The sequence below is a fragment of the Amycolatopsis sp. NPDC051373 genome, from assembly GCF_040689465.1.
Classification (GTDB): domain Bacteria; phylum Actinomycetota; class Actinomycetes; order Mycobacteriales; family Pseudonocardiaceae; genus Amycolatopsis.
Window position 1 is genome coordinate 395,537 of sequence record NZ_JBFBAE010000003.1, and the last position, 19,870, is coordinate 415,406.

Genomic DNA, 19,870 nt, shown 5'->3' on the forward strand with positions numbered 1-19,870 from the left:
GTGACTGCTGCAGTGGACTCCGGGGGTTACCGGGTCGCTCCCGCCAAGCTCGACGCGGCCGCGGCGGGCCTGGCCGGGCGCGCAGGAGCGCTCGAGACGGCGCAGAAGGCCGTGGCGGGGGTTTCCGTGCCCGCCACGGCGTTCGGCCAGGTGTCCGCTTCGGCGGACTGCGCCGCCACGCTGAAGAAGACGCTGTCCGAGTTCGGCGAGAAGATCGACGGACAGGTGCAGCGCGCGAAGGCGCTGCAGAACGGGCTCACCGCGTCCGCCGCGGGATACCGGCGCGCGGACGAGCAGGTGGCGGCTTCGTACCGGTCGCTGCTGCCGGAGGATCCCCTGCCGGCGGTGAGCGGTCCCGTCGGGGCGGCGGCGAGCGGGACGTGGGCGAATGCGATCGCTTCGAACCGCACCAAGGTGTCGGACGCGCTGACTTCGGAGCAGACGCACCTGCAGCAGCTTCGGTCTTCGGCCGGCAGCGCTGACGACATCGCGCGCTCCCAGCGGAGGATCGCGCTGTACCAAGACATTCTGGCGAACAACCGCCAGATCCTGCGGTTCGACCCCGCGGCTGACGGCCGGATCGCCGAGCTCGTGGGCTCGATCCAGCCGGGGACGCGCAACGTCGGGCTGTTCGTGCCGGGCGTGAACACGCGGCTGGACAACTTCCAGGGCTACGCCGACCTCGGCCGCAGCCTGGTGGCCGCCGACCCGACGGGCCGCACCGCGATGGTCGTGTGGGCCGACGGCGACTTCCCGCAGAACCCCCTGGTCGAGGGCCCGGACGCGAGCTACGCGCAGGCGATGGCTCCGGGCCTCAAGACGTTCGGCGACGAGCTGCGCGGCCAGGTCGACACTCAGACCGGCGGCGCGGCGACCATTACCGCCATCGGCCACAGCTACGGCGGCGCGACCGTGGGATTGGCCGATTCCCAAGGCCTGGCCGTCGACCGGGTGCTGCACGTCGAGTCGGCGGGCATGGGCCACTGCGTCTGGAGCCCGGCCGACCTGCCCGCGAGCCAGGCGGGCGTGCAGCGCTTCTCGATGACGGCGCCGCTCGACCCCATCGTGTTCGCCCAGGGCAATGCCTGGGGCGCCGAGTGGACCGGCATCGGCCACGGTGCCGACCCCGACACGTTCCCGGGCGTCACCGACCTCACGACGGGCAACGACGCGGCCGGCAACGAACTCTGGGGCCTGTCCTCCCACAGCGACGTGCTCAAGCCCGGCTCCGACCCGCGGACCAACATCTACGGCGTCCTCACCGGCGGCGCGCTCACGACGGTACCGGGGGTGCAGCGATGACCCTCTCGCTGCTGGCCCACGAGCTCACGGCCGTCATCGACGACGTCGCCGCCACCTTCGGCCCCGACGTGGCCCCCACGGTCGCCGGCGAGCTCGACTGCGACCCCGCCCACCCGGGCACCCTGGTGTGCTGGCAGTACGGCGTCCGCCTCGACCACTGCGGCGACGCGGAACACCGGCTGGCGGAGTCCGTGCTGCCCTCGCTGGAAGCCGCGGGCTGGTCCGCGCACGACCGCAGCACCCCCCGCGAACTCATCGCCCGATTCAACCGCGACGGCGCCGACTTCACCGTCCACGTCGCCCGCGCCGGCGGCGGGGTGGCGATCATCGGCTCGACGCGGTGCGTGGTGCCGGCCTGACTCACCGCCCGGCACGCCGCCGAACTGTCGCAAACAGCGCAGGGCGGCTTCCGCCTCGACGTCGAGGGCGGCGAGGGCGGCGAGGGCATCGACGCGGCGGAACCCGGTGGCGCGGCGGCAAACACGCACCACCGCGGGACCGTGCCGAGGTGTCAGCGCAGCCAGCGCAGGGCCGCTTCGGCGGTGTCTTCGGGTTTGCGGTTGAAGGCGATGGCCGCGGCGGGCGCGAGGCGGTGGACGAGGTTGACGACCTGCTCGAAGAGTTCCAGCAGGGGCTCGTAGCCGCGGATGCCGCCGCCGATGACGACGCAGGCGTAGTCGGCGCGGGTCAGAGTGGATTCGATGGCGGACAACGGATTGTCGTCGGGGGCGACGAGGCAGAGGTCGGACTCCAGGCCGTGGGTGGCGAAAGTGGCCTGGCCGCGCGCGATGGCGGCCTGGACCGGGGCGGGGTCCCAGCCGTCGAACCGCGTGGGGTCCAAGCCGATCACCAGGACGCGGCCTTGAGGCACGGGAATCACGAGCCGAACCGGGAGGCGCGCCACGAGCGGCGGCGGCCGCGGCGCACGGTGGCGACGGCGAGGCCCGCGGCGGCGGCCAGGACGACCCCGCCGAGGGCGATGGCGGCGGCGGGGATGTCCACACCGGCGTCAGCGGGGGCCGGCGCAGGGACAACAGCAGGCAAAGCGACCGGAGCGATCGAGCCACCCGGCCCCGCGGCTGAAGCGGGCAGCGTCGACGAGACGGCGGCATAGGCGTCCACCACGCCCCAGCCCAGGCGGGGGTCGTGGCCACCTGACGGCGGACGCGAGGCCGTCAGCGTCAAGCGCGTCACGACCTGGTCGCCCGTGAAGTCCGGGTGGGCGGCGGCCACCAGGGCGGCCACGCCGGCGACGTACGCGGCGGCCAGGCCCGGGTCCGTCACCGGCCAGCGGTGCGCGACGGCGCCGCCCGCGCCGGCCGAGGTGCTGACCAGGTCGGCGCCAGGGGCGGCCACACCGAGGTAGTCGCCGGCTTCGGTCTGGACCGGGGCGCCCGCCTGGTTTGTGGAGCCGACGGCGAGTACGCCCGACGAAGCGGTGGGAGAGGTGTGCGCGCCCTGCTGGGTGGCGGCCGCGGCGGAGACCACGACGGCGCCACGGGAATGGGCGCGCGCGACCGCCGCGGCCAAAGCCGGGCTGTCGAAAGGCGCCGGCACCGCGATCAGCAAAACCCCCGCGCCCCGGTCGAGGGCCGTGTTCATGGCACCCGCCAGAGCGCTCGGGTCGCCGCCGTCGTGGGACGAAGCGTCGACGTACTGCAGCGGCAGAAGCTTCGCGCCCGGTGCGACGCCGACGAAAGTCGTTTCCCCCGAAGGCTGCGCGGCGACGATCCCCGCGGCGATGGTGCCACGGCCGTCGCAGTCGGACGGGGCCGTGCCGGGGCCGGTGAGGACCTGGCCGGGCGCGAACTGGCCGTTCTGCGCGTCGACGCCGGTGCCGATCACGGCCACGACCTGGCCGTCTCCGCGAGTGAGCGGCCACAGGCGCTGCGGGTCGACGAGCCGCTGGCCCCACGACACGTCGCCGGTGTAGGTGCCGGACGGGTTCGCGCACGCCCCCACCGCGCTCGCGGACCCGGCGAAACCCGCGGAAGACAGGGAAGACACGGCCACGAGACCGGCCACGGCGAAGACGGCTGGCCACCTCACCGCGGCACCCTCCCGGAGAATCTCGCTGTCCGACAACGGGATTCTAGTCGAGCGGGCGCCGCGGCAACAGGTTCAGCGCAGGTCCATCCCGAGGTCCAACGCGGGCGAGGAGTGTGTGAGCGCGCCGACCGCGAAGTAGTCCACACCGGACTCGGCATAGGCCTTAGCACGGTCGAGGGTGAGGCCACCAGAGGATTCCAGCCGCGTTTTCGGCGAAACGGCGTTGCGCCGCTCCGCGGCCTTCGCGCAGTCCTGCGGCGTGAAGTTGTCCAGCAGCACCTCGTCGGCTCCCGCAGCGAGCGCCTCCTCCAGCTGCGCCAGGTTGTCGACCTCCACCTCGCACGCCAGCTCCGGCGCGTGCTCGCGCGCCGCCGCCAGCGCGGCCGTGACCGAACCCGCGGCGACGACGTGGTTGTCCTTGATCAGCACGGCGTCGCCCAGACCCAGGCGGTGGTTCACGCCGCCACCGCAACGCACGGCGTACTTCTCCAGCAGCCGCAGGCCCGGCGTCGTCTTGCGGGTGTCGCGGATCGCCGTGCCCGAACCCTCTACTTCGGACACCCACCGGGCGGTCGCCGTCGCGATGCCCGAGAGGCGGCAGACGAGGTTCAGCGCCGTCCGCTCGGCCGTCAGGAGGCCGCGCACGGTGCCCCGCACCGCGAGCGCGGGCTCGCCCGCCGCCACCCACGACCCGTCGGGCCGGCTGGACACCACCTCGTAGTCCGAACCCAGCACCGCGTCGAACACCGCCAGCGCCACGGGCAGCCCGGCCACGACACCCGGCGAACGCGGGGTCAGCTCCGCGACCGCACGCGCGTCGGCCGGAACCGTCGACGCCGTGGTGGCGTCCGGGCCGTACCGCAGGTCCTCTTCGAGCGCCGTGGTCACCACGCGGCGGACGTCGGCGACCTCGAGCCCCGCGTCCACGAGGGCGCGTGAGACGGCGTCGGAAAACGGGAACAACTCGGTCATGCCGCACCTTCCAGGGCGATCGGGTCGGCCAGCACGGGCTGGCCGGAGGGGCTGAGCCGGATGAGCTGACTGCGCCGCCAGCCTTCGGCCCGCTCGGGAAAATCGGACCGCACGTGGCAGCCGCGCGATTCGGTGCGCCGCGCCGCCGCGGCGAGCAACGCCTGCGCCGCCACGGTGAGCGCCGCGTCCTCCACGGCGGCATATGTCCACAACGGACTGTCCTGTGTGGACAGATCCAGCACGGAACCGGCTGCCGCCAGGCCGTCGGCATCGCGGCCGATCGCGGCGTAGCGGCTCATCACGCGCTGCAAAGCGTCGCGCTCGGCCGCCGGCGCCGACGTCCGCGAAGGCAAGCGCCCGCGCGACGGGTCCGGCAACAGCCCGGCCGCGAGGTCGGCGGCCACTGCCTGCGCCGCGCGGTGCCCCACCACGAGGCCTTCGAGCAGGCTGTTGGACGCCAGCCGGTTGGCCCCGTGCAGCCCGGTGCGGGCCACCTCGCCCGCCGCGTACAGCCCGGTGACACTCGACCGCCCGTCCACAGTGGTCACCACGCCGCCGCACGCGAAGTGCGCGGCGGGCGTCACCGGAATCGCGTCCACCGCCGGGTCGAGCCCCAGCACCGCGCACGCCGCGTGCACAGTCGGGAACCGCTTCGCGAAGCCGGAAATGCCGGTGGCGTCGAGGAAAACGTGGTCGTCGACCCCGCCCGGCGCCAGCCCCATCCGCCGCGTGATCGCGGCCGACACGACGTCGCGCGGCGCCAGGTCGCCCAGCGGGTGCACGCCGGCCATCACCGACCGGCCGGCCCCGTCGACGAGCGTGGCTCCCTCACCGCGAACGGCCTCGGTGACGAGCGGGCACCGCCCACGCGCCCCCGGCGTGTAGAGCACCGTGGGGTGGAACTGCACGAACTCGACGTCGGCCACCGTCGCGCCGGCCCGCAGGGCAAGGGCGAGCCCGTCGCCGGTCGCGATCTCCGGGTTGGACGTCGCCTGGTAGAGCTGGCCGAACCCGCCGCTCGCCAGCAGCACAGCCGAGGCCCGCACCACGCCGGGCACGCCATCGCGGTCCAGCACGGTCACACCCGCCACCTCACCCACGGGCGTGAGCAACGCGTCGACCGCGATGTGGTGCTGCAGCACCGGCACGCGCTGGTCGCCGGCTTGCGCCACCAACGTGCGCTCCACTTCGGCTCCGGTGGCGTCGCCGCCCGCGTGGATCACGCGGAACGCGCTGTGGCCACCCTCGCGAGCGCGCGCCAGGCCTTCGGCGCCGGCGTCGAACTGCGCGCCGCCGGCCCGCAGCCACTCCACCGCCGCGGGACCGCCGTCGAGGATCGACCGCGCCGCGTCCTCGTCGCAAAGGCCGGCGCCCGCGGTGAAAGTGTCTTCGGCGTGCTTCGCGACCGAGTCGTCGCGGTCGTGCTCGCCTTCGAGCACCACCGCGACACCGCCCTGGGCCCAGCGCGTGTTGCCGTCGGACACCGCCGCTTTGGTCACCACGAGCACGTGCAGCCCGAGCTCCTGCGCCCGCAGCGCGGCCGTCAGCCCGGCCACCCCGCTGCCCACGACGACGAGGTCCGCACGGGCTTCCCACACCGGGGTTTTCGCCTGTGAAGCGTTAACCGGGGTGGTCATTCGCCGCCGCCGGGCTGCCCGATCTCGATCATCCGCTGCACCGAAGCCCGCGCCCGGGCGGCGGTCTCGAGGTCCACGTGGACCTCGTCCGCGCCTTCACGCAGGCTCCGCAGCAGCGCGGCGGGCGTGATCATCTTCATGTACCGGCAGGACGCCCGGTCGTTCACCGCGCGGAAGTCGATCTCCGGCGCGGCCTTGCGCAGCTGGTGGATCATGCCGATCTCGGTCGCCACCAGCACCGAGCGAGCCTTCGTGTCCCGAGCCGCGTGCACCATGTCGCCGGTGGACAGGATCTTCACGCGCTCCGGCGCCACCGCGCCCTCGCCCGCGAGGTAGAGCGCCGATGTCGCGCAGCCGCACTCCGGGTGGATGAACAGGTCGGCGTCGGGGTTCTCTTCGGCCCGCGCGGCCAGCTCGGCCCCGTTGATGCCGGCGTGGACGTGGCACTCGCCGGCCCAGATGTGCATGTTCTGCCGGCCCGTCACGCGCTTCACGTGCGCGCCGAGGAACTGGTCGGGCAGGAAGAGAACTTCCTGGTCAGCGGGGATCGAAGCCACCACGTCGACCGCGTTCGACGACGTGCAGCAGATGTCGGTCTCCGCCTTCACCTCGGCGGTGGTGTTCACGTACGACACCACGACCGCGCCCGGGTGCTCGGCCTTCCAGGCCCGCAGCTCGGCGCCGGAGATGGAGTCGGCGAGCGAGCAGCCGGCCCGTGCGTCGGGGATCAGCACCGTCTTCTGCGGCGCCAGGATCTTCGCGGTCTCGGCCATGAAGTGCACGCCGCAGAAGACGATCGTGGACGCGTCGCTGCTCGCCGCGATGCGGCTCAGCGCCAGCGAGTCGCCGGTGAAGTCGGCGATGTCCTGGATCTCGGGGACCTGGTAGTTGTGCGCCAGCAGCACCGCGTCGCGCTGACGAGCGAGCTCGCGCACCTCCTCCGCCCAGTCCGCGTTCGCCTCGACCCCGCCGTACGGAGTCAGGTTCTGCTCAACCGTGGTGGTCATGTGTGTGGCCCTCCTGGACCGTCGACGGGTTTTCGCCTTATAATCGAAAACCGTGCGAAGTCATCTTAACACCCAGACCCCCTTGGCCCACGAGGTTCTGGGAGCGGTCCTGCAAGTGCGCTCGGACACACTGCGCGTGCTCCTGTGGCGGCGCGCGCTCGACCCGCACCTGGGCCGCTGGTCGCTCCCGGGCGGCCGGCTGCGCCCTGACGAGGACGTCGAAACGTCCATCCGCCGCCAGCTCGCCGAGAAGGTCGACGTACGCCAGCTAAAGCACGTGGAGCAACTCTCGGTCTTCAGCGCGCCCGACCGCGTGCCGGGGCCGCGAGTGGTCGCCACGGCGTTCCTCGGGCTCGTGCCGTCGGACGTCGACCCGGAGATCCCCGAGGACACGCAGTGGCACGACGTGACCGCGCTGCCGCGCACCGCGTTCGACCACGAGGCGATCGTGCTGCGCGCCCGCGACCGGCTGCGCTCGAAGCTCAGCTACACCAACCTCGGCTTCGCCCTGGCGCCCGAGCAGTTCACGATCTCGGCCCTGCGCGGGCTCTACTCCGCCGCGCTGGGCTACCGGGTGTCGGCGACGAACCTGCAACGCGTGCTCTCACGCCGGGGACTCCTCGTGCCCACCGGGGACACCGCGTCACCCGGCCGGGCCGGCGGGCGCCCGGCGGCCCTGTTCTCCTTCGCGGGCAAAGGGATGCAGATCACAGACCCGTTCGCAGTCCTCAAGCCGCCGCCGAAAAGGTGACGGCCTGCGAGCGCGCCCCGGTACCCGTACGGTGGACGCGTGACCGAGCGGGAGCAGGAGCAGAACCCCAGTGGGACGGCGACACTGCCGTTGTTCCCGCTGCAGACCGTGCTGCTGCCCGGTACGCACTTGCCGTTGCACATCTTCGAGCCGCGCTACCGCCAGCTGACCGCCGACCTCGTGGGCGGCGCCGTGCCAGGGCGCGAGTTCGGCGTGGTCGCGCTGCGCGCCCCGCTCGTGCGTGAGGTACGTGGTCTGGACCATGTGTACGACGTGGGCTGCAGCACAGTGCTGCGCGAAGCGAAGCGGCTGCCCGACGGGCGCTACGACGTAGTCACCAAGGCCGCCCGCCGCTTCCGCCTGCGCGAGCTCGACTGCACGTCGGCGCCCTACCTGATGGGCGTGGTCGACTGGCTGCCCGACGACGCCGTGCCCGCCAGCGCGGTCGAACCGGGGCAACGCCTCGGCGAAGTCGCGCGCGCGGCTCACCGTCGCTACTGCGAGGCCGCCTGGCACGACGACGACTGGAGCACGCCAGACGACGACGCCGACATCAACGAGCTCGCCTACCAGCTCGCCGCCGACTGCCTGCTGCCACTGGAAGACCGCCAGCTGCTGCTGGAGGAGACGCACCCGTTGCGGCGCCTGCGCATCGTCTGCCGGTTGCTCACGCGCGAGGCGTGGTTCCTGGACACGCTCAGCGCCGTGCCGCTGCCGCCGACCGAGTTCGCCGACTTCTCGAAGCCGGCGAATCTCAACTAGGGCCTCAGCCGAGGCGACGGCCCAGGTCCTCGCGACCGTTCCACGCCGCGAGCAGCGCGTAGACGAGCGAGGTCACCAGCGGGGCCGCCAGCCAGATCCATCCCGATTCCAGCTGCGGCGCCGCCGAGATCACTGCGCCCAGCGCGGGCGCGGTGTCGATGGCGTACTTCGAGTTCACGAACGCCACGCCGATCTGCGTGCCGAGCCAGCCGGCCAGCGCGGCACCCCCGGCGGCGGCCAGGAACACGACCGGGCCCCGGCGTTCGCGCATCAGCCACACGATCACGCCGATCAGCAGCCCAGTGGCCAGCGCCAGGAAGCCGTAGATGGCGAGGTCATCGAAGCGGTGCCAGCTCTCCAGCTCCAGCGGCACGCGCTGCCCGTCTGCGGTGACCACGCGCTCGCGCTGCGGCGGCGCCATCAGCGACCACAGCCAGCCGAGCGGGATGCCGAGCAGGCCCGCCGTCGACAGCACGCTCACGGCCGGCAGCAGGTCGGCCTTCACCACGACCTTCGGCCGCGCACGGTGCGGTGGGAAGAGGTTCGGCACCGACCAGGCGTCGGCCACGGCGGACGACCGGTGTGCTGCCTTGCCCGCGGAATCGACCACCCCGGACTCCCTCCCTGCGTTTGTGCGGACCGAGCGTAACCGGTCAGCACCCGCGGTCAACCACTGGCGGTCTCGCCGTGCCTGCTGCACCGCGCCGTCCAGCCGACGGGCGTCACCTGCACCACCATCCGGCGGGCGCAGAACACGCAGAACCGCGGCGGTTCGAGCGCCGTGCGCGGATTGTGGCAGGCGTCGTGATCGGCGCCGCCGGGCGACGCCTGTCCACAGTGGACGCAGTAGGCGGGTGGTTCAGAGGCTGTCACTGAGGGCCTTGACCGGCATTTTCAGCTCGTCGAGCATCTTCAGGTCCGCGCTCGCGGGCCGGCCGAGGTTCGTCAGGTAGTTGCCGACGATGATCGCGTTGATCCCGCCCAGCATGCCCTGCTCCGCGCCCAGGTCGCCCAGGGTCAGCTCACGGCCCCCGGCGAAGCGCAGCATCGTGCGCGGCATGGCGAGCCGGAATGCCGCGACCGTGCGCAGCGCGTCCTTGCCCTCGACAATCTCGAAGTTCTCGTACGGCGTGCCCGGCTGCGGGATGAGGAAGTTCATCGGCACCTCGTGCGGGCTGAGCTCGGCGAGCTGCACGGCGAACTCCGCGCGCTGCTCGACGGTCTCCCCCATGCCGATGATGCCGCCGCAGCAGACCTCCATGCCGGCCTCGGCGACCATCCGCAGGGTGTCCCAGCGCTCTTCCCACGAGTGCGTGGTCACGACGTCGGGGAAGTGCGAGCGCGCCGTCTCGAGGTTGTGGTTGTAGCGGTGCACGCCCATCTCGACGAGCTCGTCGACCTGCTCCTGGGTGAGCATGCCGAGCGAGCACGCGATCTGGATGTCGTTGCCGTCCGCGCGGATCGCCTGCACGCCTTCCCGGACCTGCGACAGCAGCCGCTTGTCCGGACCGCGCACGGCGGCGACGATGCAGAACTCGGTCGCGCCCGTCTCGGCGGTCTGGCGCGCGGCCTTGACCAGGCCGGGGATGTCGAGCCACGCCGAGCGCACCGGCGACGGGAACCGGCCCGACTGCGAGCAGAAGTGGCAGTCCTCGGGGCAGCCACCGGTCTTGAGGCTGACGATGCCCTCGACCTCGACCTCCGGGCCGCACCAGCGCATGCGCACCTCGTGCGCGAGCTGCAGCGCCTCGCCGAGCCGTTCGTCGGGCAGCCGGAGCACGGCCAGCACCTGTTCCTCGGACAATCCGACCCCGCGCTCGAGCACCTGCTCGCGCGCGACGGTCAGCACGTCCGCGATGTCCTGTGCCGGCTTTCCCGCAACTGCGGTCACGACGTCTCCTGTCTGTCGAACTTCTGCACGAGCGCGCTCTCCGGGCCATGGTGCCCGAGAGCCCGCCGCATGGGCTGCGACGCCCGTCACTTATTCACGGAAGCGCCCTGCGTGAAAGCCTCCGGGTCGAACTCCCCGCCGAACCACGGCGAGAGCCCGGCGCGCGCCCGTTCCACGAACGTATCGTGATCCGTCGCCGCCAGCCCCCCGGGCAGCACCCCGAGCAGGGGTGCCCCTGCCGCGTTGGGCAGGTCGTGCAGGTTCTCCACCGACGCGAGATCCGGCTCGGCCGGCCACGCGCCGACCACCACACCCGCGACGTTGAGGCCGCGCCGCGTGGCGACCTCAGCGGTCAGCGCCGTCGCGTTGAGCGTGCCGAGGCCCGGCTGGGCCACGATCACGATCGGCGCGCCCAGCGCCCACGCGACGTCGGCGAGCCCGCTGCCGTGCTCGTCGAAGCGCACCAGCAGGCCGCCGGCACCCTCCACGAGCGTGAGGTCGTGCTCGGCGTCGAGCGCGGTGGCGGCGGCCGCGATCTCGCCCGGGCCGAGCGTCGGCAGGCCGCTGCGCCGCGCCGCCGCCTCCGGGGAGAGCGGGTCGGGGTAGCGGCGCAGCTCACGCGTGGTCACGCCCTTGCCGGCCAGCCGCACGACCTCGTCGAGGTCACCCGCCTCGCCCGTCGCGACCCCGGTCTGGGCCGGCTTGAGCACCGCGACGCGCTGCCCTTGCCCGAGCGCCAGCGCCGCGATCGCCGCCGTGGTGATCGTCTTGCCGACCTCGGTCCCGGTCCCCGTCATCACCAGCATGGTCACGGGCCATCAACTTAGTCACCCGCACCCGGTGCGCACCACGTCCGGGTGGGATCACCCACGATGTGGGGTGACCGGCGTCCCCGCCGCCAGAACGCGCCCGCCGCCGGGTCGGACAGGTAGACCTGGGCCGCGCCGACGTCGAAGTACAGGCCGGTGAGGAGCAACTCGCCGCGGGCTTCGGCCTCGGCGACCAGCGGGTACGCGCGCAGGTGGTCGAGCTGCTGCAGCACGTTGTGCAGGGCCAGCCGGTCGGGTTCACGGGCGGGAAGCTCGCCGCCGAGCGTGACCGGGCCGCCGCGGCGCAGGCTGGGCTCGGCGTGGCGCAGCCAGCCCTCCAATGCTGTGCCGGCCGGCGGCCCGTCGGCGAGCGCGCCCATCGCGCCGCACGAGGAGTGCCCGCACACCACGATCTCGCGCACGTGCAGCACCCCCACCGCGTACTCGACGGCGGCGTTCATCGACGGGTCGGCCTGCGCGGGCGGCACGAGGTTGCCGATGTTGCGGACGGTGAACAGGTCGCCCGGCCCCGACGTGGTGATCAGGTTGGGCACGATGCGCGAGTCGCCGCAGGTGATGAACAGCGTGTGCGGGCGCTGGCCGTCGGCGAGGCCCGAGAGCGTCTCCTTCAGCAGTGGCGCGGCTCGGCGCTGGAACTCCGTGGCGCCGCGGTGGGTCCGCTGGCCGGGCAGGCGGACGTCGACGGCCTGCCAGTCGGACCACGGCGCGGGCCAGCGCGGCACGGCGCCGGCCGCAGCCGTGCGCCGCAGCGTCGGGGTGCCTTCCTTGCCGTTGCCGAACCACGGGTGGCCGACCTCGTCGACGACCACGGTGCCGCCGGCCCGTTCGTGGGCCTGCTGCCAGCTCGACAGGCTTTCGAAGGCGGCGTGGTCGAGGTAGTCGGCGACCAGCTCGAGGGTCACGACCGTGCCGGGTGGGACGGCGCCGAGCACCTTCGACAGGCGCGGCACGGACAGGAACGTGAGCACGCCCTCCACCACCACGCGCCACTCGTCCCCGTCCCGCTCGGCGTGGACGCCGGACCACACGGTGCGGCGCAACATGAGGACCACGGCCAGCACGATCCCGGCGAGCACGCCCGTGAGCAGGTCGAACACCACCACCCCGGCGAGCGTCACGAGGTAGAGCGCGAGGTCGCCGTGGCGCAGGACCTGCCTGAGGTGGCCGGGGTTCACGAGCTTCACGCCGACGTGCACGAGCAGGCCGGCGAGCGCGGCCAGCGGGATGTTCCCGATCAGCCCGGCGAGCGCGACGACGAAGACCAGCACCCACACGCCGTGCAGGATGGCGGACGCGCGCGTCTTGGCGCCCGCGGCAACGTTGGTGGAGCTGCGGACGATCACGCCGGTCACGGGCAGGCCGCCGAGCGCGCCGGACACCAGGTTTGCCGCGCCCTGGCCCACGAGCTCGCGGTCGAGGTTCGCGCGCGGGCCGGTGTGCAGCTTGTCCACGGCGACGGCCGAAAGCAGGCTCTCGACGCTCGCGATCAACGCGATGGTCACCGCCGCCAGCACGACGTCGGTCCAGCCGTCGCCGGGCAGCTGCGGGGCGAAGCGAATCTGCAGCAGGTCGCCGGGCAGCTCCACGCGCGGCAACGTCATGCCCGCGACGAGCGAGATCACCGTGGCCGCCGCGATCGCCGCGAGCGGCCCGGGCACCTTGCGCACGGCGGCGGGCAGGCGCGGCCAGACCACGAGGATCACGATGGTGAGCAGCCCGATCACGGCCGCCGCGTCGTGGTGGGCCACGACCTGCGCGGGCAGCTCGGCGATGTTCTCCAGCGCGGAGCTCTGCGCCTTCCCGCCGAGCACGACGTGGAGCTGACCCAGCACGATCGTCACGCCGATGCCGGCGAGCATCCCGTGCACGATGGCCGGCGAGATCGCCAGCGCCGCCCGCGCGATGCGGCTCAGGCCCAGCAGCACCTGCAGCGCACCGGCGAGCACGGTGATCAGGCAGGTGACGGCCCACCCGAAGGTGGCGATCGTTTCGGCCATGATCACCGTCAGGCCGGCCGCAGGCCCGCTGACTTGCAGCGGCGAGCCGCCCAGCGCCCCGGCGACCACGCCCCCGACCACAGCGGCGATCAGCCCGGCGACGATCGGCGCCCCGGACGCGAGCGCGATGCCCAGCGACAGCGGCACGGCGACGAGGAAGACCACGAGCGAGGCGGGCACGTCGTGGCGAAGCACGGCAAGTCGGCTCATGATCACCAGGTAACCCGATTGTGGGTGAAATGTCCGCTATGTACCACCTGATGGCATGAATTTTTATCGGACACCCCACTTTCGGGTTGCACGGGGAGCTCGACCGCTGGGCCGGTGCGGGTCCGCACCGGCCCAGTCGGTCACTGCGGCTGGTCAGTGAACTGGCCGGCCTCGCCCACGCCCAGCGGAGCTACTCCCGGCCGGCGCCGAGCCGATGTCCGCTGACCGGAGCAGGCTGGGCCGGACCGGCCGCGCACGCTCAGGCACTGGAAAGATCGGCACCCGGCGAGGCAGAACTGAGCCGCTCAGTGCCCGGCCGGGCCAGCGCCAGGCCAGGTCAGGCTCCAGCCGGCCGGTGCCGTGTTATCCAGGCGACCGGTTCGCAGCCCACCGGCGCTGGCGTCGATCGGCGCCGGCCGGGCAGGACCAGCCCGACCGGCGCCGGCGGTCAATGCACCGTCCAGCCGACCGGGTCAGCGCCCGGCCAAGTCGGGCTCCAGCCGGCCGGTGCCGAGTGGTCGTCCAGGCGACCGGCTACCAGTCCGCCGGCGCTGGCGGTCAATGCACCGTCGAGCCGGCCGGGTCAGCCCCCGGGCCAAGTCACGCTCCAGCCGACCGGTGCCGCGTTATCCGGGCGACCGGTTCGCAGCCCACCAGCGCGGGGTCGATCGGCGCCCGACCGGGCAGGACGGTGCCGGCAGCACAACCGGTCAGTGCACCGTCGAGCCGGCCGGGACGAAGCCGCGGTGAGCGCTGTCCAGCAACGAGACCTGGGCGGCGCCGACGTCGAAGTACATGCCCGTCAGCGTCAGGTCACCGGCGGCCAGGGCGTCGGCCACGACCGGGTGGGTGCGGAGGTGGTCGAGTTGCTGGACGACGTTGTGCAGCGCCAGCTGGTCGCACTCGGCGGTCGGGCGCCGGCCGTCGAGCAGCAAGGTCGCCTCCGAAGCGCGGCGGCGGAGGGTGGGTTCGCCGTGGCGCAGCCAGTCGCCGAGGCGCGTGAGGCCCTCGGGGGCCTGTCCGAGGAGCGCCTTCATCGCGCCGCACGAGGAGTGGCCGCACACGACGATCTCGGGCACCTTCAGCACGCCCACGGCGTACTCGACGGCCGCGCCCACCGAGGAGTCGGTGCCGTCGCCGGCGGCGGGGACGAGGTTGCCGATGTTGCGCACGGCGAACAGATCGCCAGGGCCCGACGTGGTGATCAGGTTGGGCACGATCCGCGCGTCGCCGCAGGTGATGAAGAGGGTGTGCGGCTGCTGGCCGTGCGCGAGGCCGCTGAGGGTGTCGCGCAGCAGTGGCGCGGTGCGGCGTTGGAACTCCGAAGCGCCGCGCGACAACGGCGAGGCGCCGTCGCGCGGTCCGGGCAGCGAAACGTGCTCGGCCTGCCACTGCGACCACGGCGCGAGCCACCGCGGCAACACGCGCGCCGCGAGGCTGCGTCGCACGGTCGGCTCGCCAGAGCTGCCGCGGCCGTACCAGGGGTGCCCGATCTCGTCGACGGTCACCGTGCCGCCGGCTTTCACGTGCGCCTGCTGCCAGCCGCGCAGGCAGTCGAACGCCGCGTGGTCGAGGTAGTCCACGAGCAGCTCCAGCGTCACGTCGGCGCGCTCGGGCACGCCGGCGAGCACCTTCGTCAGGCGGGGCACGGAAAGGAACGTGAGCGCGCCCTCGATCACCACGCGAGTGCCGCGCTCGCCCGTCTCCACGTGCACGCCGGAGTGGACCATCCGCCGCAGCATGAACGCGAGCGCCAGCAGCACCCCGGCCGCGACGCCGGTGAGCAGGTTCACGAACACCGCGCCGACGAGCGTCACCGCGTACACCGCGAGGTCGCCGTGGCGCAGCACTTCCTTGAGCGCCGGGAGGTTCACGAGCTTCGCGCCCACGTACACGAGCAGCCCGGCCAGCGCGGCGAGCGGGATGTAGCGCAGCACGCCGGTGAGCAGCAGGCAGAACCCGAGGATCCAGCACGAGTGCAGCAGCGCCGACGCGCGGGTCTTCGCGCCGGCCTCGTAGTTGGTCATGGTCCGCACGATCACTCCGGTCACGGGCAGCCCGCCGAGCGCGCCGGACGCGACGTTGCCGGCGCCCTGGCCGATGAGCTCACGGTTGAGGTCCGTGTGACGGCCGCCGCGCAGCTTGTCGATGGACACCGCGGAAAGCAGGCTCTCCAGGCTCGCGATGAGCGCGACTGTGACGGCCGCGAAGGCCACGCCGCTCCAGCCATCCGAAGGAAGCTGCGGTACGAACCCGAAGGACGGCAGCGCGGCGGGCAGGTCCACGCGCGGCAACGACATCCCGGCGGCGACGGACAGCCCCGTCGCGACCGTGACGGCGACCAGCGGCCCCGGCACCTTCCGCACCGGCGCGGGCAGCTTCGGCCACACCAGCAGGATCGCCACGGTGAGCACGCCGATCAGCACGGCCTGGTCGTGGTGGCCGACGATCTGCCCGGGCAGCGCCGCGAGGTTCGCGAGCGCGGAGCCCTGGGCCCGGCCGCCGAGCACCACGTGGAGCTGGCCGAGCGCGATCGTCACGCCGATGCCGGCCAGCAGCCCGTGGACGATGGCGGGTGAGATGGCCAGCGCGGCGCGGGCGAAGCGCAGGAGCCCGAAGAGGATCTGCAGCAGGCCGGCGCCGACGGTCACGGCGCAGGTGACGGCCCAGCCGTAGGTGGCGATGCTGTCGGCGAGCACCACGGTCAGGGCTGCGGACGGCCCGCTGACCTGCAGGGCCGACCCGCCGAGCAGGCTCGCGACCAGGCCGCCGACGACGGCGGAGACGAGGCCCGCGAGCAGCGGCGCGCCGACAGCGAGGGCGACGCCGAGGGAGAGCGGAACGGCCACGAGGAAGACGACCAACGAGGCCGGCACGTCGTGGCGCAGGATGTTCTGGAGGGTCCGGTTGGCTTGGGCGCGGCGCGACGGGGGCCCGGTGTCGTGCTCGCCACGAACGATCTCGATCATGGCGACAGGAAAGCGGAAAAAGATCGAAAAGTCCGCTACGCGAACGATCTTCGGCTTCACTTGTGAACCGGAGAACTAGGACGTTTCCGGCAAAGCTCACCAATCCGTCAGACACTCACGAAGCGACCCAGACCTGATCGCGTGGAAACCTCAGCGTTCCGGCGACTTTACGTGACTCACGGTATACAGCCCGTGTCTTATGGTCGCGGTCACACTCGACCAGGTGAATTCAGGCTTTTTCAGCCGCCGCGAGCATCGCGCCGGTGATCACGGCCAGGTCCGCGTCGTCCGTGACGTACGGCGGCATCGCGTACACGAGGTCGCGGAACGGCCGCAGCCACGCGCCCTCCGCCGTCACGATGTCAGTGGCCACGCCGAGGTCGACCTCGTGGTCGAGCTGCAGCACGCCGATCGCGCCGAGCACCCGCACATCGCGCACGTTCGGCAGGTCCCACGCCGGCTCGAGACCGCGCCGCAGCCCCGCCTTGATCCGCGAGACGTCCGCGTGCCACCGGCCCTCGACCAGCAGCCCGAGCGACGCATTGGCGACGGCGGAGGCCAGCGGGTTGCCCATGAACGTCGGCCCGTGGGCCAGCACCGGCAGGTCACCGCGCGCGATGCCGTCGGCGATCTCGGGCGTGCACAGCGCCGCGGCCATCGTGAGGTAGCCGCCGGTGAGCGCCTTGCCGAGGCACAGCACATCGGGCGTCACGCCGGCGTGCTCGGCCGCGAACATCCGGCCCGTGCGCCCGAAGCCGGTGGCGATCTCGTCGAACACGAGCAGCACGTCGTGCTCGCGCGTGAGCTCGCGCAGCGCACGCAGGTAGCCGGGGTGGTGGAAACGCATGCCGCCGGCGCCCTGCACCACCGGTTCCACGATCACCGCGGCCAGCTCGTGCGCGTGCTTCTCCATTGCGGCGGCGAGAGTGTCCACATAGGACTGGTCAACCGGCGAGTCGAAGCCGGCCGGCGGTTCGGGCACGAACACCTGCTCCGGCAGGACTCCGCGCCACAGCGAGTGCATGCCGCCGTCGGGGTCGCAGACGCTCATGGGCGTGAACGTGTCACCGTGGTAGCCACCGCGCCACGTGAGCAGCCGCCGCTTCTCCGGCAACCCGCGCGAACGCTGGTACTGCAGGCACATCTTCACGGCGACCTCGACCGAGACCGAGCCGGAGTCGCACAGGAACACGTGCTCGAGGCCCTCGGGCGTGAGGTCCACCAGGGTCTTGGCGAGCGTGATCGCCGGCTCGTGCGTGAGGCCGCCGAACATCACGTGGCTCATCCGCCCGGCCTGCTCGACCAGCGCCGCGTCGAGCACCGGGTGCCGGTAGCCGTGCACCGCCGCCCACCACGACGACATGCCGTCGACGAGCTCGCGGCCGTCCGCGAGCTTCAGCCGCACCCCGCTCGCCTCGGAGACGAGCAGCGGCGCCACCCGTCCCGGCATCGGCGCGTACGGATGCCACACGTGCGCGGCGTCGAGGGCGAGCAGGTGATCGGGGCTGGTGTCCACGGGCCGACCCTACGTGCCGCCCCGCCCGCTCCGCGCACAAGAGCTCAGCGGAGCAGCACGGGCAGCGTCTTGACGCCGTGCACCAGCGGGCTCGTGCGGTAGACCAGGTCCTCCTCCGGCACGGCCGCTCGCAGCTGCGGGAACCGCGCGAGCAGCGCCGTGAGCGCGATCTCCGCCTCCATGCGCGCCAGCGGGGCGCCGACGCAGTAGTGGATGCCGTGGCCGAAGGCGAGGTGGCCGCCGGCTGCGCGCGTGACGTCGAGGTCGGCCGGGTCGGGGAAGCGGCCCTCGTCCCGGTTGGCGGCGAGGAGCGAGACCTGCACGAACTCACCCGCGGGGATCTTGTGGTCGCCGACCTCCACGTCCTCGACGGTGTAGCGGAGGGTGGCGATGTTGATGGGCCCGTCGAAACGCAGGAACTCCTCGACGGCGCCGGGCATCAGCGACGGGTCCGCCACCAGCTTCGCGCGCTGCTCAGGCGCGCGCAGCAACGCCAGCACCGCGTTGCCGATCAGGTTCACGGTGGTCTCGTGGCCCGCGACGAGAAGCAGGAACGCCATCGCGACGAGCTCTTCCTCGCTCAGCGAGTCGCCCTCGTCGGTCACGTGCACGAGCCCGGACAGCAGGTCCTCGCCCGGTTCCGCGCGCTTCTGCGCGACGAGCGCCACGAGGTAGGTGTGCATGGCGATCGCGGCCGCCTGCATCTCCTCGACGTCGCCCGCACCCAGCAGGATGTTGGACCAGCCGGTGAACTCGCCGCGATCCGCCTCGCGCACGCCGAGCAGCTCACAGATCACGGTGATCGGCACCGGGCCGGCGAACGCCGCCATGAGGTCGACCTGCTCGTGCTCGGCCATCGCGTCGAGCAGCTCCGTGGTGATCTGCTCGATCCGCGGACGCAACCCGGCGATCGCGCGCGGGGTGAAGGCCTTGTTCACGAGCTTGCGCAGCCGCGAGTGGTCCGGCGGGTCGGTGTTGAGCATGTGCGCGCCGAGCAGCTGACCGAAGTTCCGATTGATGTTCTCGGCCCCGACCTTCGCGATCATCAGGTCGTAGGCGCCACGGTTGTCCTTGCTCAGCCGCGGGTCCGCGAGCAGCGCCCGCGCCTCGTCGTAGCCGGTCACGAGGTACGACGGCGTGCCGCGCGGCATCCGGATCGGGCACACGGCGCCTCGCTCGTGCAAGTGCCTCAGCGTCTCGTGCGTGTGCTGCATGAACTCGTCGTCGATCACGGGGATTTCTTCGACGGCCACTTCGCCCCCAAGGTTTCCGTCTGATTGGTCGGTGCTTCCCAGTATGCCCACGCGCCGGTGTGCTGCGTGTGGCCCGAGGGCAGGATGGTTTTCCGTGCGCTACCGACCGATTTCCCCCGACGTCCTGGCCGCCGAGCTGACCGAGCGCGTCGCGGCCCTGCCGCACCGCCGGCTGGCGGTCGCCGTGGACGGCGCCGACGGTGCCACCGACACCGCGGGCCTCGCCGACGCGCTCGTGGACCCGTTGCGGCTGCTGGGCCGCGCCGCGGTCCGTATACCCGCACGCGGGTTCCTGCGCCCGGCGTCGCTGCGGTTCGAGCACGGCAAGCGCAACCCCGACGCGCGCTACACCGACTGGCTCGACCTCGGCGCCCTGCGGCGGGAAGTTCTCGACCCGCTCGCCGGCGTTGGCAGCGGCGAGGTGCTGCCGGCGCTGTGGGACACCGAGCGCGACCGCGCCACGCGGATGGCGCGCGTGCCCGTGCCCGAAGGCGGCGTGGTCCTCGTCAACGGCGAGTTCCTGCTCGGCGCCGGCCTCGCGTTCGACCTCGTGGTGCACCTGTGGCTCTCCCCCGCCGCGCTGCACCGCCGCCTGCCCGACGACGACGCGTGGGCGCTGCCCGCGTACGAGCGGTACGAGTCGGAGGTCGACCCGAGCGCGCTCGCCGACGTCACCGTCCGTGTCGACGACCCGCGGCACCCGGCCGTGTACGAGCCCTGACTT

General features: G+C 72.7%; 17 protein-coding genes and 1 pseudogene. 5 read left to right on the forward strand and 13 right to left on the reverse strand.

The window, feature by feature from the left end:
* Nucleotides 1–1,302, forward strand: coding sequence for an alpha/beta hydrolase (locus AB0383_RS07950; RefSeq protein ID WP_366185927.1), 1,302 nt, complete (start codon nucleotides 1–3; stop codon nucleotides 1,300–1,302).
* Nucleotides 1,299–1,661, forward strand: a complete 363-nt coding sequence (locus tag AB0383_RS07955) for a hypothetical protein (protein WP_366185929.1) — start codon at nucleotides 1,299–1,301, stop codon at nucleotides 1,659–1,661. Before AB0383_RS07950 ends, AB0383_RS07955 begins: the two co-directional genes overlap by 4 nt.
* Nucleotides 1,662–1,813: 152 nt before the next feature.
* Here the strand turns inward: AB0383_RS07955 and AB0383_RS07960 are convergent, their stop codons facing one another.
* From AB0383_RS07960 to nadA, 5 genes and pseudogenes are all read right to left on the reverse strand, one after another.
* Complete coding sequence (locus tag AB0383_RS07960; RefSeq protein ID WP_366185931.1) at nucleotides 1,814–2,182, reverse strand: hypothetical protein; 369 nt, start codon at nucleotides 2,180–2,182, stop codon at nucleotides 1,814–1,816.
* Nucleotides 2,179–3,351 (reverse strand): S8 family serine peptidase, encoded by a 1,173-nt coding sequence (locus AB0383_RS07965; protein ID WP_366185933.1) that lies wholly within the window; start codon nucleotides 3,349–3,351, stop codon nucleotides 2,179–2,181. The genes AB0383_RS07960 and AB0383_RS07965 overlap by 4 nt, the downstream gene beginning before the upstream one ends.
* A gap of 72 nt (nucleotides 3,352–3,423) precedes the next feature.
* Entirely contained in the window at nucleotides 3,424–4,323 is a 900-nt protein-coding gene (nadC, locus tag AB0383_RS07970) for a carboxylating nicotinate-nucleotide diphosphorylase (protein WP_366185935.1), read from the reverse strand.
* Nucleotides 4,320–5,960, reverse strand: a complete 1,641-nt coding sequence (locus AB0383_RS07975; RefSeq protein WP_366185937.1) for an L-aspartate oxidase — start codon at nucleotides 5,958–5,960, stop codon at nucleotides 4,320–4,322. Before AB0383_RS07975 ends, nadC begins: the two co-directional genes overlap by 4 nt.
* A pseudogene (nadA, locus tag AB0383_RS07980) lies at nucleotides 5,957–6,973 on the reverse strand (quinolinate synthase NadA); the annotation flags it as partial. The gene AB0383_RS07975 and the pseudogene nadA, both read right to left, overlap by 4 nt.
* Before the next feature lie 109 nt (nucleotides 6,974–7,082).
* Here nadA and AB0383_RS07985 point away from each other — a divergent pair.
* Together AB0383_RS07985 and AB0383_RS07990 are read left to right on the forward strand one after the other, a co-directional pair.
* The gene (locus AB0383_RS07985; protein WP_220237968.1) at nucleotides 7,083–7,718 is read left to right on the forward strand and encodes an NUDIX domain-containing protein; all 636 of its coding nucleotides are present in this window, start codon (nucleotides 7,083–7,085) and stop codon (nucleotides 7,716–7,718) included.
* A gap of 39 nt (nucleotides 7,719–7,757) precedes the next feature.
* Nucleotides 7,758–8,480, forward strand: a complete 723-nt coding sequence (locus AB0383_RS07990; RefSeq protein WP_366185939.1) for an LON peptidase substrate-binding domain-containing protein — start codon at nucleotides 7,758–7,760, stop codon at nucleotides 8,478–8,480.
* A gap of 4 nt (nucleotides 8,481–8,484) precedes the next feature.
* Here the strand turns inward: AB0383_RS07990 and AB0383_RS07995 are convergent, their stop codons facing one another.
* From AB0383_RS07995 to AB0383_RS08030, 8 genes are all read right to left on the reverse strand, one after another.
* Nucleotides 8,485–9,090, reverse strand: a complete 606-nt coding sequence (locus tag AB0383_RS07995; RefSeq protein WP_366185941.1) for a DUF2567 domain-containing protein — start codon at nucleotides 9,088–9,090, stop codon at nucleotides 8,485–8,487.
* Between the two features lie 56 nt (nucleotides 9,091–9,146).
* Nucleotides 9,147–9,353 (reverse strand): hypothetical protein, encoded by a 207-nt coding sequence (locus AB0383_RS08000; protein ID WP_366185943.1) that lies wholly within the window; start codon nucleotides 9,351–9,353, stop codon nucleotides 9,147–9,149.
* Nucleotides 9,340–10,371, reverse strand: a complete 1,032-nt coding sequence (bioB, locus tag AB0383_RS08005) for a biotin synthase BioB (protein ID WP_366185945.1) — start codon at nucleotides 10,369–10,371, stop codon at nucleotides 9,340–9,342. The genes AB0383_RS08000 and bioB overlap by 14 nt, the downstream gene beginning before the upstream one ends.
* Before the next feature lie 86 nt (nucleotides 10,372–10,457).
* Entirely contained in the window at nucleotides 10,458–11,177 is a 720-nt protein-coding gene (bioD, locus tag AB0383_RS08010; RefSeq protein WP_366186022.1) for a dethiobiotin synthase, read from the reverse strand.
* A 17-nt stretch (nucleotides 11,178–11,194) separates the two neighbouring features.
* The gene (locus AB0383_RS08015) at nucleotides 11,195–13,408 is read right to left on the reverse strand and encodes a bifunctional SulP family inorganic anion transporter/carbonic anhydrase (RefSeq protein ID WP_366185947.1); all 2,214 of its coding nucleotides are present in this window, start codon (nucleotides 13,406–13,408) and stop codon (nucleotides 11,195–11,197) included.
* 710 nt (nucleotides 13,409–14,118) lie between these two features.
* Nucleotides 14,119–16,377, reverse strand: a complete 2,259-nt coding sequence (locus AB0383_RS08020; RefSeq protein WP_366185948.1) for a bifunctional SulP family inorganic anion transporter/carbonic anhydrase — start codon at nucleotides 16,375–16,377, stop codon at nucleotides 14,119–14,121.
* Between the two features lie 229 nt (nucleotides 16,378–16,606).
* On the reverse strand, nucleotides 16,607–17,893 hold the full coding sequence (locus tag AB0383_RS08025) for an adenosylmethionine--8-amino-7-oxononanoate transaminase (RefSeq protein ID WP_366185950.1): 1,287 nt from the start codon (nucleotides 17,891–17,893) through the stop codon (nucleotides 16,607–16,609).
* 44 nt (nucleotides 17,894–17,937) lie between these two features.
* A complete protein-coding gene (locus tag AB0383_RS08030; protein ID WP_366186024.1) occupies nucleotides 17,938–19,107 on the reverse strand; it encodes a cytochrome P450 in 1,170 nt (389 codons plus the stop codon).
* 133 nt (nucleotides 19,108–19,240) lie between these two features.
* On the opposite strand from AB0383_RS08030, the gene AB0383_RS08035 reads away from it, so the two are divergent.
* A complete protein-coding gene (locus AB0383_RS08035; RefSeq protein WP_364179540.1) occupies nucleotides 19,241–19,867 on the forward strand; it encodes a uridine kinase in 627 nt (208 codons plus the stop codon).
* The last annotated feature ends 3 nt before the right edge of the window (nucleotides 19,868–19,870 follow it).